At 70.9% G+C, this 13,875-nt stretch carries 12 protein-coding genes and 1 pseudogene; 5 read left to right on the top strand and 8 right to left on the bottom strand.

The annotated features are described in order from the left end of the window. Positions 1-93: 93 nt before the first annotated feature. Positions 94-978, top strand: a complete 885-nt coding sequence (locus ACGF2V_RS22305) for an RNA polymerase sigma-70 factor (RefSeq protein WP_362707767.1) — start codon at positions 94-96, stop codon at positions 976-978. Positions 979-1,286: 308 nt separating this feature from the next. Continuing rightward, complete coding sequence (locus ACGF2V_RS22300; protein WP_362620076.1) at positions 1,287-2,054, top strand: GntR family transcriptional regulator; 768 nt, start codon at positions 1,287-1,289, stop codon at positions 2,052-2,054. Between the two features lie 155 nt (positions 2,055-2,209). Here the strand turns inward: ACGF2V_RS22300 and ACGF2V_RS22295 are convergent, their stop codons facing one another. The 3 genes from ACGF2V_RS22295 to ACGF2V_RS22285 form a co-directional block, all read right to left on the bottom strand. Continuing rightward, positions 2,210-3,367: an ROK family protein gene (locus tag ACGF2V_RS22295; protein ID WP_362620080.1), complete on the bottom strand. Its 1,158-nt coding sequence runs from the start codon at positions 3,365-3,367 to the stop codon at positions 2,210-2,212. Positions 3,368-3,465: 98 nt separating this feature from the next. Then, positions 3,466-4,116: a response regulator transcription factor gene (locus ACGF2V_RS22290; protein ID WP_362620082.1), complete on the bottom strand. Its 651-nt coding sequence runs from the start codon at positions 4,114-4,116 to the stop codon at positions 3,466-3,468. 4 nt (positions 4,117-4,120) lie between these two features. Continuing rightward, positions 4,121-5,293 carry a histidine kinase gene (locus ACGF2V_RS22285; RefSeq protein WP_362620084.1) on the bottom strand — a complete coding sequence of 391 codons (1,173 nt, stop codon included), beginning with the start codon at positions 5,291-5,293 and terminating at the stop codon, positions 4,121-4,123. Between the two features lie 108 nt (positions 5,294-5,401). Here ACGF2V_RS22285 and ACGF2V_RS22280 point away from each other — a divergent pair, with 108 nt between their 5' ends. From ACGF2V_RS22280 to ACGF2V_RS22270, 3 genes are all read left to right on the top strand, one after another. Continuing rightward, on the top strand, positions 5,402-6,340 hold the full coding sequence (locus tag ACGF2V_RS22280) for an ATP-binding cassette domain-containing protein (RefSeq protein WP_362707770.1): 939 nt from the start codon (positions 5,402-5,404) through the stop codon (positions 6,338-6,340). A gap of 2 nt (positions 6,341-6,342) precedes the next feature. Further along, on the top strand, positions 6,343-7,080 hold the full coding sequence (locus tag ACGF2V_RS22275) for an ABC transporter permease (protein WP_362707772.1): 738 nt from the start codon (positions 6,343-6,345) through the stop codon (positions 7,078-7,080). Positions 7,081-7,269: 189 nt separating this feature from the next. Then, positions 7,270-7,707 (top strand): hypothetical protein, encoded by a 438-nt coding sequence (locus ACGF2V_RS22270; protein ID WP_362620090.1) that lies wholly within the window; start codon positions 7,270-7,272, stop codon positions 7,705-7,707. 174 nt (positions 7,708-7,881) lie between these two features. Here the strand turns inward: ACGF2V_RS22270 and mug are convergent. From mug to ACGF2V_RS22245, 5 genes and pseudogenes are all read right to left on the bottom strand, one after another. Beyond that, positions 7,882-8,435, bottom strand: a pseudogene (mug, locus tag ACGF2V_RS22265) (G/U mismatch-specific DNA glycosylase). Positions 8,436-8,454: 19 nt separating this feature from the next. Next, entirely contained in the window at positions 8,455-9,888 is a 1,434-nt protein-coding gene (gene purB, locus ACGF2V_RS22260) for an adenylosuccinate lyase (protein ID WP_362620235.1), read from the bottom strand. A 68-nt stretch (positions 9,889-9,956) separates the two neighbouring features. After that, the gene (locus ACGF2V_RS22255; RefSeq protein WP_362707775.1) at positions 9,957-10,805 is read right to left on the bottom strand and encodes an SGNH/GDSL hydrolase family protein; all 849 of its coding nucleotides are present in this window, start codon (positions 10,803-10,805) and stop codon (positions 9,957-9,959) included. 250 nt (positions 10,806-11,055) lie between these two features. After that, entirely contained in the window at positions 11,056-12,075 is a 1,020-nt protein-coding gene (locus ACGF2V_RS22250) for a hemolysin family protein (protein WP_362620095.1), read from the bottom strand. Continuing rightward, a complete protein-coding gene (locus tag ACGF2V_RS22245; protein ID WP_362620097.1) occupies positions 12,072-13,412 on the bottom strand; it encodes a hemolysin family protein in 1,341 nt (446 codons plus the stop codon). The genes ACGF2V_RS22250 and ACGF2V_RS22245 overlap by 4 nt, the downstream gene beginning before the upstream one ends. Between the last annotated feature and the right edge of the window lie 463 nt (positions 13,413-13,875).

Here is a 13,875-nt window from a genome sequence, read left to right as displayed (position 1 = left end):
CTGGGTGAGGGCAAGTGCCGCCGCGTGGGCCACAGTTCGAGGGGCGGGCGGTCGGTACTGGACAGCGTGCCGCGCGTCGGCTGGGATGGACGGGTGACAGCCGACACCGCCACCGATGTGTTCGAAACCCACCGCCCCGTGCTCATCGCAGTGGCCTACCGCATGCTGGGGCGGATCGCCGACGCCGAGGACGTGGTGCAGGAGGCATGGCTGCGGTGGTCGTCCGCCTCCCGCGAGGACGTACGGGAACCGCGCGCCTACCTCGTCCGGATCACCACCCGTCTCGCCGTCGACCGGCTGCGTCAGGTGCGGTCGCAGCGCGAGGCGTACGTGGGGCCCTGGCTGCCGGAACCCCTCGTCACCGATTTCGGGCCGTCCGTACCCGATACGGCGGAGCGGGCGGTTCTCGCCGACTCGGTTTCGCTCGCCGTGCTCGTCGTCCTCGAATCCCTGTCGCCGCTGGAACGCGCCGTCTTCGTGCTGCGCGAGGCGTTCGGCTTCCCGTACACCGAGATCGCCACGGCCCTGGAACGGTCCGAGGCCGCCGTGCGTCAGCTCGCGGGACGTGCGCGGCGCCATGTGGAGGAGCGCAGGCCGCGCTACGACGTCGACCCGGCCCAGCGACGTGACCTCACGGAACGCTTCCTCGCGGCGGCTGCGGGCGGTGACATCGAGCGGCTGCTGGCGATGCTCGCCACCGATGTGCGGCTCGTCGGCGACAGCGGCGGAAAGGCCAAGGCGCCGCTGCGCGTCATCGAGGGCGCCGACAAGGTGGGCCGCTTCCTGTGCGCCACCGTCCACGGCCGGACCCAGGACTTCGACATACGGGCCGTGGAACTCAACGGTGGCCCCGGCCTGCTCGTGCTCTCGGGCGGAATGCCGGACTCCGCCGTCCAGATCGAGGTCAGGAACGGCCTGGTCCAGTGCGTGTACATCGTGCGCAACCCTGACAAACTCACCGGCGTGGTCGACCGGTGACCGGCTTTCCCGCGCCCTGACGCCCGTTCAGCGGGGCATGACGGCAGTCCGCCGTCGCGGGATCCTTGCTCCGAGCCGCACTCCCAGGCTCCCCGGCCCACACGGCCGCGGAGCCATTCTGCTTGCGGGCGGCTCGCGGCGCCCCGAACGTCCTGTGAACGCTCTGTGGCAGCGGTCATTTCGCTGTGCGACCGCGGGAGGATTGGTCTTGACCAAGGTGGTGTCCGGCCCTATGGTCTCACCGTTAAGACAGGAACCTTTAATAAATAGCGTCGCGAAAAAGCCGCTGGGCAATTGCGGAGGACAGGGTGGGGACCACGCAGCCGGAATCGGTGCAGGAGCCGAAGTACTGGCACCTCAAGACCGTGCTCAGTGAGGCACTCGATTCGGAGTTTGCGGTGGGAGAGATCCTGCCCAATGAGCGTGAGCTCGCTGCTCGGTTCGGAGTCGCCCGTGCCACGCTCCGGCAGGCACTGGAACAGCTCGAACTGGAAGGCAGACTGCAGCGTCGCCGAGGCGTCGGCACCACCGTCGCGCCGCCGCGCGTCGGGGTCGCGGTCTCCTCGGGGCGGCGCGAATGGTCGGGCGGCGGCGTCGGCGAGGCATGGCAGCCGGTGGGCTGCACGACCGCGGTCGCGCCGGCGTCGGTGGCGTCCGTGCTCGGAGTGGCCGGTGACGAGCCGGTCCACATCGTCCGCCGCATCCGCGTCGCCCAGGCGCAGACGATCGCGGCTGAGCTGCTCTACGTCCCGTCCTCGTCGGTGCCCGGACTTCCCGCGATCGACGCGTCGTCCGGCCCCGTGCGGGCCCGCGGCGTCCTGCGCGAACTGCACCGCCTCGGCCTCGACGGGCAGGACCGGTCGGTGGAACTCGGTTCGGCGCGCGCGGACGACGCGAAGGAACTCGACCGGCTCCCCGGCTCCCCCGTCCTCGTCGTCACCACCCGTTATCCGGGGGCGGGCGGTACCGCGGCACTCTCCGTCGCCACGTACCGCGCCGACACCTGCCGACTCACGTTCGGTGACTCGGGCGACCTGGAGATCAGCCACCACGGCCAGGAGCGGCAGGCGTCCTGAACCCGCCGTGAGCGGCAGGCGTCCCGGACGACATGGCTCGGGACGACTCGGACGGAACGCTCCCGAGCCCGTCCCACCCCGCCCCTCAAGTGCGTGAACGGACCGTCGAGACGTCTGCGGACCGGCCCGCGGGGGCCGTGAACGGTCCGTCGCGCTCAGCGGCGGGCCGTCACCGTTCCCTCCACCGCGAACACCTGCTCCTCGACGCGATCGAGCGCCAGCCGCAGGGCACCCATGGCCACCGCCGCCTCGCCCAGCGATGACAGCGTCACACGCGGCGGCCGGAGGCAGTAGCGGGCCAGCTCGCGGCGGAGCGGCTCCAGCACGCCGTCCAGTCCCGCGGCCCATCCGCCTACTACCACCAGTTCCGGGTCCAGGGCCAGCACCAGGGCCGCGACATCGTGCACCAGACGCTGGATGTACCGCTCGACCGCTGCCTGTGCCCGTGCGTCCCCACGCCGCGCCTCGGCGAACACGGCGGCGACAGCGGCCTCGTCCAACGGATCCAGGGGCGTGTCCGTCGTGGAGAGGAGCCGCTCAGGCGTGGCCTCGCGGCCCAGGAGGTGCAGGGCCCCGATCTCGCCCGCCGCACCACCGTAGCCGCGGTGCAGCCGCCCGCCGATCAGCGATCCGGCACCCGGGCTCAGGCCGGCCAGGACGAACACGATGTCGTCGGACTCGATCGCGGCCCCCTTCCAGTGCTCCGCGACCGCCGCCGCATTGGCGTCGTTCTCCACGAGCACGGGGCAGCGGAACGAGCGCCGTAGCCGCTCACCCAGCGCCAACCCCGTCCAGTCCGGCAGCGCCGTGCCCAGCCGCACCGTCCCGTCGGCCTCCACGATGCCCGGGCTGCCCACCCCGACGGCACGCAGACTGCTCCGCGCCACGCCCGTCCGCCGCAGGACATCGGCCACCACCACGCGGACCTTTTCGAGCCGGTCGTCTGCGCACGCCGTCGCCGGCACCTCACGTGAACCCGCCCCGATGACCCGGCCGTCCAGCTCGGCGAGCAGGGCGGAGACGCGGTGCGGACCGATCTCGATGCCGAGCAGATGACCGGCCTCGGCGCGGAATCTGAACCGCCGCGCCGGGCGCCCCTGCCGACGGGTCTCGCCCGCGTCGGGCATCGACTCGACGACCAGCCCGGCCTCCAGGAGCCCTTCCATGACGCCCTCGACCGTCGGCCTGGACAGGCCCGTGATCCGGGTCAGGTGCGTGAGCGTGGGCGAGTCTGCGCCCCGGAGGGCGTGCAACACCACTGCGGAATTGATCCGTCGCAACAGGGATGGATCACCACCGGTCAGCCGCCCCACGGTCTGTCCTCCCGCTCGTGCGCATGTCAGGCGGATGGTACTCGTTGCCCGGGTGCCGGGCGACCGAAGGCCCCGACGGGCATCCGGAGCCGGGTGGCTCAGCTCGGGGCGACGAACCCGGACTCGTACGCCGCGATTACCGCCTGGGTGCGGTCCCTCGCGCCCAACTTGGCGAGTACGGCGCTGACATGGGTCTTCACCGTCTCCACGCCCACCACGAGCTTGGCGGCGATCTCCGCGTTCGACAGCCCCCGGGCCATCAGCCGCAGGACCGCCGCCTCCCGCTCGGTGAGCGACGCCCGCTCCATGACCGCCCGCGCCTTGTTCGTGCCGTACTGCGCGGCGAGCTGCCGCACCGCCGCCGGGAACAGCAACGACTGGCCCTCCGCGACCAGACGCACCGCATGGACGATCTCGGTCGGCCGTGCCCGCTTGAGCAGAAAGCCGTCCGCCCCCGCGCGCAACGCCTCGTACACGTACTCGTCGTTCTCGAACGTGGTGACCACCAGGATCTTCGGCGGGTCCGGCACGGTGCGCAGCACCAGCCGTGTCGCCTCCATGCCGTCCATCAGGGGCATTCTGACGTCCATGGCCACCACGTCGGGTCGCAGCTGACGCAGCAGGGGGATCACGGCCGCGCCGTCGTCCGCCTCGCCCACCACTTCGATGTCGGGTTGCGCATCGAGGACCGCGCGCAGCCCCGTACGGACGAGGGGTTCGTCGTCGACCAGAAGAACGGTAACCGCCATCCGATCAGCCTAGGCCGTGGAACGGAAGGCTCGCGTACACCCTCCACTCGCCCTCGTGCGGACCCGTCCTGGCCTTTCCTCCCAGTAGCGCGGCCCTTTCGCGGATGCCTCGCAGCCCGCTCCCGCCACCCGCCGAACCCGTCGAATCACCCAAGGGGTTGGTCACGTTCAGCTCCAGCCGGCCGTTCGCGACGCTGATCCGCACCTGGACGGGAACGGCCCCGGAGTGACGGAGCACATTGGTGAGCGATTCCTGAAGGATGCGATAGCCCTCACGGGACACCGCCACGGGAACCTCCTCCAGCGGACCGGACACGTCCGCGTCGACCTTCGCCCCCGATCGGCGGGCGGAATCCAGAAGCCGGTCCGCCTCCACGAGCGTCGGTTGCCGTCCCGTCGGTGTCCCTGCTTCACGCAGCACCCGCAGGACCCGTTCCAGGTCGTCGAGCGCGTCCCTGCCGGTCTCCTCGATCGCGGTGAGTGCCCGCGCCGTGAACTCCGGATCGTTGGCCGCCCGGGCCGCACCCGCCTGTACGACGGCGACGGTCAACGCATGCCCGATGGAATCGTGCAGCTCCCGCGCGATGCGATTGCGCTCCAGCAGCTGTTCGGTGCGCTCCTCCAAGGCGGTGAGCCGCTGCACCGGTGACGGGCCGAGGAGGCCCCGGGCGGCCACAGTGATCAGCTCACCACTCGCCACGACCACGGCCAGCAGAACCAGGACGGGCAGGGGAGTGAGAAGGAGATGCCACCAGTGCGGCTGCAGCCCGGCTATCAGCGAACCCTGATTCACGTCGCCGCCGGTACCGCTGATGACAAGGTCCACGGTGGTCATCGGCAGCCAGAAAGTGATGACACCCACCACGAAGCCGAACACCAGCCGCAACTCCAGCCAGAGGACGGTGCGCCAGCGGTCCGCCCAGCCGGCCGCGGCCGTGGCCGAGATCGCCGCGTGAGGGTTGCCATGCTCCGCGGGCGTGAGCAGCAGCTGGGCCTGCACCCCTTCCGCCAGCCGCATACCCGGCAGCAACCCGACCGGTATGGCGAGGACCGCGAGCACCCACGGAGTATCCATGGAGACGAACATCCACACGCTGCAGATGGCCAGCGGGACGAGGAGGTGCAGCCACCGGGTGTAGGTGGCGGGGGTGGCCAGCGGCCGGATATGGCGGAGCATGCGGCCATCGTGCCAGTCCGCCCGGGCCGGGCGTCTCCCCCGAGAGAGGGAGAAGATCCCCTCCCGCGGGGGAGGCCGGTGCCCCTGCGGGACCGGCAAGCTGACGACATGACCAGCATCGATGTCCACGAACTCACCAAGGAATACGGCACGATCCGTGCCGTGGACCGGCTCACGTTCAGCGTGCGCCCGGGCCGGGTCACCGGCTTCCTCGGCCCCAACGGTGCCGGGAAGTCCACCACCATGCGACTCGTGCTCGGTCTGGACCGGCCCACCGCGGGTACGGCGACGGTCGGCGGGCAGTCCTACACCGCGCTCGACAATCCATTGCGGCGGATAGGAGTTCTGCTCGATGCCCAGGCCGCCCACGGCTCGCGCACCGCGCGGGATCATCTGCTCGCCCTCGCGGTGAGCAACGGCATAGCCGCCCGCAGAGTGGACGAGGTCCTGGACGAGGCGGGACTCGGCGCGGTCGGCGCCGCGCGCATCAAGACGTTCTCACTGGGCATGCGTCAGCGGCTGGGCATAGCGGCCGCCCTGCTCGGTGATCCGGAGATCGTGATGCTCGACGAGCCGTCGAACGGGCTCGACCCGGAAGGCATCATCTGGATTCGTGAGCTGATGAGGCGTCTCGCCCGGGAGGGACGTACGGTCCTGGTGTCCAGCCATCTGATGAACGAGACATCCTCTTTCGCTGATCATCTCGTGGTGCTCGGCCGCGGCCGACTCCTCGCGGACCTGCCGATGCGGGACTTCCTGGAGTCACGAAGCCGCCCCGTGGTGCGCGTGCGCACGACCGATCCCGCCCGGCTCCGGGAGGCACTGATCGGCAAGGGACACGAGTCCGTTCCGGGCGACGGCGGGTGCCTGAGCGTCGAAGGCGCACAGGCCGCCGAGATCGGTGCCGTGGCCGCCGCGCACGGCGTCACGATTCTCGAACTCGTCGACGAGCGCCCCACGCTGGAGCAGGCATACCTCGACCTCACGTCCGACGCCGTGGACTTCGCGTCCGCGCCGGCCCCGTCCACCAACCTTCAGGAGACCTGATCATGTCGACTGCGGCAGTGTTCCACTCCGAATGGATCAAGATCAGATCGGTGCGGTCCGTCTTCGGATCCCTCATAGCGGTGCTTCTCGTGACCCTCGTCGTCACCGTGCTCGTGTTCGCCACCGTCGGCCGGGCAGAGGCGGACAACGCGGATGCCGATCCGGTCTTCGGCGCCTTCTACGCCCTGAACTTCGGGCAGTTGGCGGCCATCGGCTTTGGCGCGACCGCGATCTCGTCCGAGTATGTCAACGGGGCCCTGCGGATCTCCCTGACCGCCGTGCCGCACCGCAACCTTTTCTACGCGGTGAAGGTGGCGCTCGTGGGTGGGCTCGCCCTGGTCGTCGGCCTCGCCACCAGCTTCAGTGCCTTCCTGGTGGGGCAGTTGTTCCTGGGGGAGTACGCGATCGATCTCGGGGAACCGGGAGCGTTGCGGGCCGCCTTCGGCGGCGGGATCTACCTGGCCCTGATGGCGTTGTTCGCCGCCGGCCTGGCGGTGCTGCTGCGCAGCGCCGTGGCCGTGCTCAGCCTGCTCATACCGTTCGTTCTCATCGTCTCCTTCGTGGTCGGCGACATCGCGGGTGGCGCCGCGCAGTACCTGCCCGACCGGGCAGGGCAGTTGGTGCTCCAGCAGAACCCCGAGGCCGGCCTCGGGCCGTGGGGCGGACTCGCCGTGACCGCAGCCTGGGCGGCGGCCGCGCTGCTGGCGGGCTGGTGGGCGATACGGCGCAGGGACGTGTAGTCCCGCCGCCGTATCGGTGGTCAGGTGCCGTGCCCCGTACACGCCCGCGCCCATGTCCACGTCCGTGCCGGACCCGGATACCTGCCACCGGCCGCTCGGAAGACGGAGGAGGGCGCGGAAAGGGCTGAGGGGTCTTCAAACGCCAGGGCCGCGGGTTCGAATGTCAGTGCTGGGCGGTTTACTGGCGACATGACCACCGCACATCACCTTCGCCTCATCGACGGGATGCGGACCCGGGCCTTTCCCGCGGAGCGCATCCGGTCAGGCTCGGGAGTCAGCGGGCCCGGCTATCACACGGCGTCCTTGCACGCGGACGTCGACCACTGGGACGACGACGAGGCGGCACGTCTCGAACACCGCGCGCAGTGCCTCGCGGAGCACGATGCGCTGCTGACCCTGCTCACGAGCCGTTGGGGCGAGCCGCAGGTGATCAGCCTGTGGAGTGCGCAGGAGCGGATGACGGCAGGCGAGGAGACCCCGGAGGCGTGGGCCGAGACGGTCGCGGGCTGCGAGTACCTCCAACTGTGGCGGATCGAGGACCGGTGGATCGCGCTGGGCCTTTACCTGGAGGAGGACGGGCCGGGCTGCGAGCTGAACGTCGTGGTCACGGAGATAGATCCGCCATGACGCGGGCGTGCCGGCACGCGCCGTGACCCGGGAACACGGCCACAGAGGTTTCACGGTCTGGGCCGGGGCGTGGAGAGACTGGCCGCTCCGCGCGGCCAGGGGCCTGCGGTGGCCGTGGGGCCGGGGGCGCGGCCGGTGAGTTCTCACGCTGTGGGGTTCTCGCGCGGCGGAGCTTCACGCGGAGGTGGGGCCGCCGTGCCCGACGGAGGCACGCAGGCGCCCGTACTCCTCCGCCAACGTCCGAGTCGTCCAGTGAGCGTTCAGACCGCTGGGTTGGGGAGGGCCCAGACCCGGGCGCCGCCGACCCTGTGGTCCTGCGGACCGATCCGGGCGGTCCGTCTGCCGAACGCGGTGCGGTACGCGGTGACCCCCACCATCGCCGGCCACTCCGGTCGGAGCCGTTCGACCTTGGCCGCAAGGATCCGTCCGCCCTCGCGGAACTCGTCGGCGGACAGTTCGTCCGCGCGTGCGGTGGCCCGGGCGACGACATTGGTGATGCCCAGGCCGTGCCGCAGCAGCTCGCTCTGCTCCGTCGGACTCAGCAGCCGGGGCGTGAAACCCGGCTGATGGAGCACGGGCCGGAAACGGTTGCCGGGATGGGCGAAGTGATGACCGGTCGCCCCCGTCGTCAGACTCGGGTTGATCCCGCAGAACAGCACACGCAGGCCGCCCGCGACCACATCGGGAACGGTGCGGTCGCGGGCGGCCCCGAGCTCCTCGGGTGTCATCGGCTGCGGCGGGCGCCGGTCAGAGGATGGAGCCCGGAGCGTACGCCGCGGCCTCGGGGTGCCGCTCGGTGATCTCCTCGATACGGGAGACCAGTGCGGTGACCTGGTCGCCCGCCGCGCCCGTGAAGGAAAGTTTGTCGGCCATCAGGGCGTCCAGCTGCGCGCGGTCCAGCGGGATGCGCTCGTCGGCGGCCAGCTTGTCGAGCAACTCGTTGCGCTCGGCGCCCTGTTCACGCATGGCCAGGGCCGAGGCGACCGCGTGCTCCTTGATCGCTTCGTGGGCGACCTCTCGGCCGACACCGGCACGGACCGCACCCATCAGGACCTTGGTGGTGGCGAGGAACGGCAGGTAACGGTCGAGCTCGCGGGCGACGACGGCCGGGAAGGCCCCGAACTCGTCGAGCACTGTCAGGAAGGTCTCCAGCAGCCCGTCCAAAGCGAAGAAGGCGTCGGGGAGGGCGACCCGGCGGACCACCGAGCAGGACACGTCGCCCTCGTTCCACTGGTCGCCCGCCAGTTCGCCGGTCATGGACGCGTAGCCACGCAGGATGACCATCAGGCCGTTGACGCGCTCGCAGGAGCGGGTGTTCATCTTGTGCGGCATCGCGGACGAGCCCACCTGGCCGGGCTTGAATCCCTCGGTCACCAGCTCGTGCCCGGCCATCAGGCGGATCGTCCTGGCGAGGGACGAAGGTGCCGCGGCCAACTGCACCAGCGCGGTCACGACGTCGTAGTCGAGCGAGCGGGGGTAGACCTGTCCGACGGAGGTGAAGGCGTGGGCGAAGCCGAGGTGCTCGGCGATGCGCCGCTCCAGGTCCGCGAGCTTCGCTGAGTCGCCGCCCAGAAGGTCGAGCATGTCCTGGGCCGTGCCCACGGGGCCCTTGATGCCTCGCAGCGGGTAGCGGCCCAACAGGTCCTCGAGCCGTCCGTAGGCCACCAGGAGCTCGTCCGCCGCGGTCGCGAACCGCTTGCCGAGCGTGGTCGCCTGCGCGGCGACATTGTGGGAGCGGCCGGCCAAGACCAGCTCGCGGTGCTCGGCCGCCAGCCTGCCCAGCCGGGCCAGGACCGCCACCGTGCGGTCGCGCATCAGTTCCAGGGAGAGCCGGATCTGGAGCTGCTCGACGTTCTCGGTGAGGTCCCGGGACGTCATGCCCTTGTGGACCTGTTCATGTCCGGCGAGGGCGTTGAACTCCTCGATGCGGGCCTTGACGTCGTGCCGGGTGACCTTCTCGCGCTCGGCGATCGAGGCCAGGTCGACCTGGTCGAGGACCCGTTCGTAATCGGCGAGGGCGGCGTCAGGCACCTCGATCCCGAGGTCCTTCTGCGCGCGCAGCACCGCCAGCCACAGCCGGCGCTCCAGCTTCACCTTCTGCTCGGGGGACCAGAGGACGGCCAGCTCCGTGGAGGCGTAGCGGCCGGCCAGGACATTGGGGATGCGAGGCTTCGCAGACACAGCAGTCACATGGCGAGATTCTACTGGCGGTTTGTGCAGGTCAGTGCCGTGGCCGGGTTTGTGGGTTGCTACGAGAGCGGGGTCACGTCCATCCTGCGCCACGTGGCCACCGGGCCGGGGTCGCCGTCCTGCCCGGGGGTGACCCAGAACGCCCGTCCCAGTTCGGCGCTGTACTGGGCACCCGTCCGCCCGTCCCCGGAGGAGCGGCCGGACAGACGGCGGCCGATCCACGGCAGCAGGTGCCGGCGGGCGAAGCGGAGGTCCGTGAGGCGTCGCGCCACCCACTTCGGGGGTACGCCGGCCGGGAGCGGCGCCCGCCAGTCGCTCTCCGGCGGCAGCCCGAGCGTCTGCCAGACCGCCTCCGCCACCCTGCGATGCCCGTCGGCCGTCAGATGCAGCCGGTCGACGTCCCACAGGCGGGGGTCGCCCAGGGCCGATGCCCCGTAGAGGTCGACGACGGACGCGCCGTGGCGGGCGGCCAGCTCGTCGACCAGGGAGAACAGTTCCTCCATGCGCGGACGGAAACGTTCCATCACCGGACCGTCGCGGCCAGGGCTGCGCATCAGCACGAGCTTCCCGCACGACGGAGCGAGGCGTTCGACGGCCTCTTCGAGCCGCCCACGGACCATGCCCATGTCGCATCTGGGCCGCAGCGCGTCGTTGAGCCCCCCGACGAGTGTCACGACATCCGCACGCAGGGCGGCGGCGGCCTCGACCTGCTCGTCGACGATCTGGCCGATCAGCTTGCCCCGTACCGCGAGGTTCGCGTAGCGGAATCCCGGTGTGCGGACCGCGAGCCGAGCGGCGAGAACATCGGCCCAGCCCCGGTACGTGCCGTCGGGCAGCAGGTCCGACATGCCCTCGGTGAACGAGTCGCCGACCGCGACCAGACTGGTGTACGAGGCATTCATCTCCATGGCGATGCGATCGTATCGCGGGGTGATCCGGCCCCTTCAGGACAGACTCGATCCGCCCGATCCGCCCGATCCGCCTGCCCCGCCCCGGAGCCTCGCCGGTCCGCGGCCGTCCGATCCGCCGCTCCGTCGACAGAGTCCCCGGCAGCCGGGGAAACGTGCCGCACGCTGCTGCACGGGGAGCGGTGGCACGGGCGGGCCCGTGCCACCGCCGGCGGACCGCGGTCGGACCTCCCGCGGCCCGGGGCGCGGGTCAGTGCGCCTGCGGCCGTCCCACCAGCTCACGCAGCACATCCTCCATCGTGACCATGCCCGCCAGGCGGCCGTGCTCGTCGAGCACCGCCGCCAGGTGCGTGCGGCTGCGCCGCAGCGCCGTGAGTACGTCGTCGAGCGGGGTCCCGGCGCGCACCCTGGCGATCGGCCGCATCGCCGTCACGGGGAACGGCAGGTCGCGCGGGGTGGCGTCCAGCGCGTCCTTCACATGGAGGTAGCCCAGGATGCGGCCCTCGCTGTCCATCACCGGGAAACGGGAGAATCCCGTTTTGTGCGAGAGCTGTTCCAACTGCTCCGGCGTCGTCCCGATCCTGGTGTACGTCACCCGGTCCACCGGCAGTGCCACCTCCCGCACCGGCCGGCGGCCCAGTTCGAGCGCGTGGCGCAGCCGCTCGGCCGAGCGGTCGTCGACCAGCCCGGCGTCCCCGGCGTCCTTCACCAGCCGGGCCAGTTCGTCGTCCGAGAACGTGGCGGCGACCTCGTTCCTCGCCTCCACCCGCAGGAGCTTCAGCAGCCCGTTGGCGAAGGCGTTGATGGCGAAGATCACCGGGCGCAGCGCCCTGGCGAGGGTCACCAGCGGTGGCCCGAGCAGCAGTGCGGCCCGGACGGGCTCGGCCAGCGCGATGTTCTTCGGCACCATTTCGCCGAGCAGCATGTGCAGATACGTCGCGACGGACAGCGCGATGACGAACGAGATCGGGTGGACCAGCCCGTCGGGCACCCCCACCACGTCGAAAACGGGCTCCAGCAGATGGGCGATGGCCGGTTCGGCGACGACACCGAGGACCAGCGTGCACAGCGTGATGCCCAGCTGTGCCGCCGCGAGCAGCGCCGACACGTGTTCCAGGCCCCATATGACACTCCGGGCCTGCCGGTTCCCGGCCTCGGCCTGCGGTTCCACCTGGCTGCGGCGCACGGAGATCAGCGCGAACTCCGCGCCGACGAAGAAGGCGTTGACGACCAGGGTCATCAGTCCGATGAAGAGCTGGACGGCAGTCATCGTGCGTCCTCCGTCCGTTCGTCTTCCTCGCCGGGCAGCGGCGCGTGCAGCAGGGCCCGCGCGGCCCGGCGGCCGGAGGCGTCGACGACATCGATCCGCCAGCCGGCGAGTTCGACGGAGTCGCCCGCGGCCGGGATGCGTCCGACCTCGGTGGCGACGAGTCCGGCGAGTGTCTCGAAGGGGCCGTCCGGCACTCGTAGCCCGATCCTCTGCAGCTGGTCGATGCGCGCGGCGCCGTCGGCCGACCACAGGGTCCGTCCGTCGGCGTCCTCGCCGGCCGGTGCCAGGTCGGGCGTCTCGTGCGGGTCGTGCTCGTCGCGCACCTCGCCGACGACCTCCTCGACGATGTCCTCCAGGGTCACGACGCCGGCCGTACCCCCGTACTCGTCGATGACGACCGCCATCGCCAGCTTGCCCGACAGCCGGTCGAGAAGCCGGTCCACCGTGAGGGTCTCCGGGACGAGCAGGGGATCGCGCAGCATGTGCGAGACACGCGTACGGGGCCGCAGCTCGGCCGGGACAGCCAGTACGTCCTTGATGTGCGCCACGCCGACGACGGTGTCCAGGTTGCCGCGGTAGACGGGGAACCGGGAGAGGCCGGTGGCGCGGGTGGCGTTCGCGACGTCCTCGGCGGTCGCCCGCACGTCCAGGGCGATGACCTGCACCCGAGGCGTCATGACGTTCTGTGCCGTGAGCTCCGCGAGGTTGAGGGTGCGGACGAACAACTCGGCGGTGTCCGCCTCCAGAGCGCCCTCCTTTGCGGAGTGCCGGGCCAGCGCCACCAGCTCCTGCGGGCCGCGGGCGGAGGCCAGTTCTTCGGCGGGCTCCAGACCGAAGCGGCGCACGATCCGGTTCGCCGTGTTGTTGAGGTGACTGATGAACGGCCGGAACACGGCGGTGAACGCCCGCTGCGGGGTCGCCACGGCCTTCGCCATCGCGAGCGGCGAGGAGATCGCCCAGTTCTTCGGGACGAGTTCGCCGACGACCATCAGGAACACCGTGGACATGGCGGTTCCCAGCACGAGCGCGACGGACGACGCCGCGGTCGGAGGCAGGCCCACGGCCTCCAACGGTCCGCGGATCAGTTTCGCGATGGACGGCTCGGAGAGCATGCCGACGACCAGGTTGGTGACCGTGATGCCGAGCTGGGCGCCGGACAACTGGAAGGTGAGGCCGCGCACCGCCTTCATCGCGCTCGCCGCGCCGCGTTCCCCTCGCTCGATGGCGCGTTCGAGCTGACCGCGCTCGACCGTCGTCAATGAGAACTCGGCCGCGACGAAGGCGCCGCACGCGAGGGAGAGCAGTACCGCGACGAGCAGCAGCAGCACTTCGGTCATGGGGTCACCTCCGTCCCATGGTCGGGCAGGGGCAGGAGGATCGCTCGATGTCGGGAATGTCGACTACTGGGAGGGTCGCCCATGGGCGGACACTCACACCTTTCGGAAAGAATGGTCAGGGGACCACCCCATCGTAAAGGATCAGCAAAATCGCTCTAGCTCGTGGCCATGCTGGTGTAGTCGCTGTCAGAGTTCCGCGCCGAGCATGTCCCGGAACGCCGTGCCGCTCGCGCCCCCGGCGCAGGCCCGGGGGCTGGGAGAGCCCCGCCCAGATGACCGTGCCGCCTCGGTGAGCGGCCTGGGAACCGCGGATGGATCCGGGGCCCTGGGCGCGGCGGTGAGATCCGGTGCGTGCGCGAACGTCTCTGCGACGGCGACAGAGGGGTGTCCTGCCTCGGTAGTGGTGTCGTGCCTCGACTGGAGCAGGAGTGCCGGCACGCGCGGCCGCCACGCGCAGGACCAC

The sequence above is a fragment of the Streptomyces sp. NPDC047982 genome (assembly GCF_043204165.1).
Taxonomy (GTDB): Bacteria; Actinomycetota; Actinomycetes; order Streptomycetales; family Streptomycetaceae; genus Streptomyces.
Note: the sequence above shows the minus strand (reverse complement) of the source record. Positions and strands in the feature narration are given on the sequence as shown.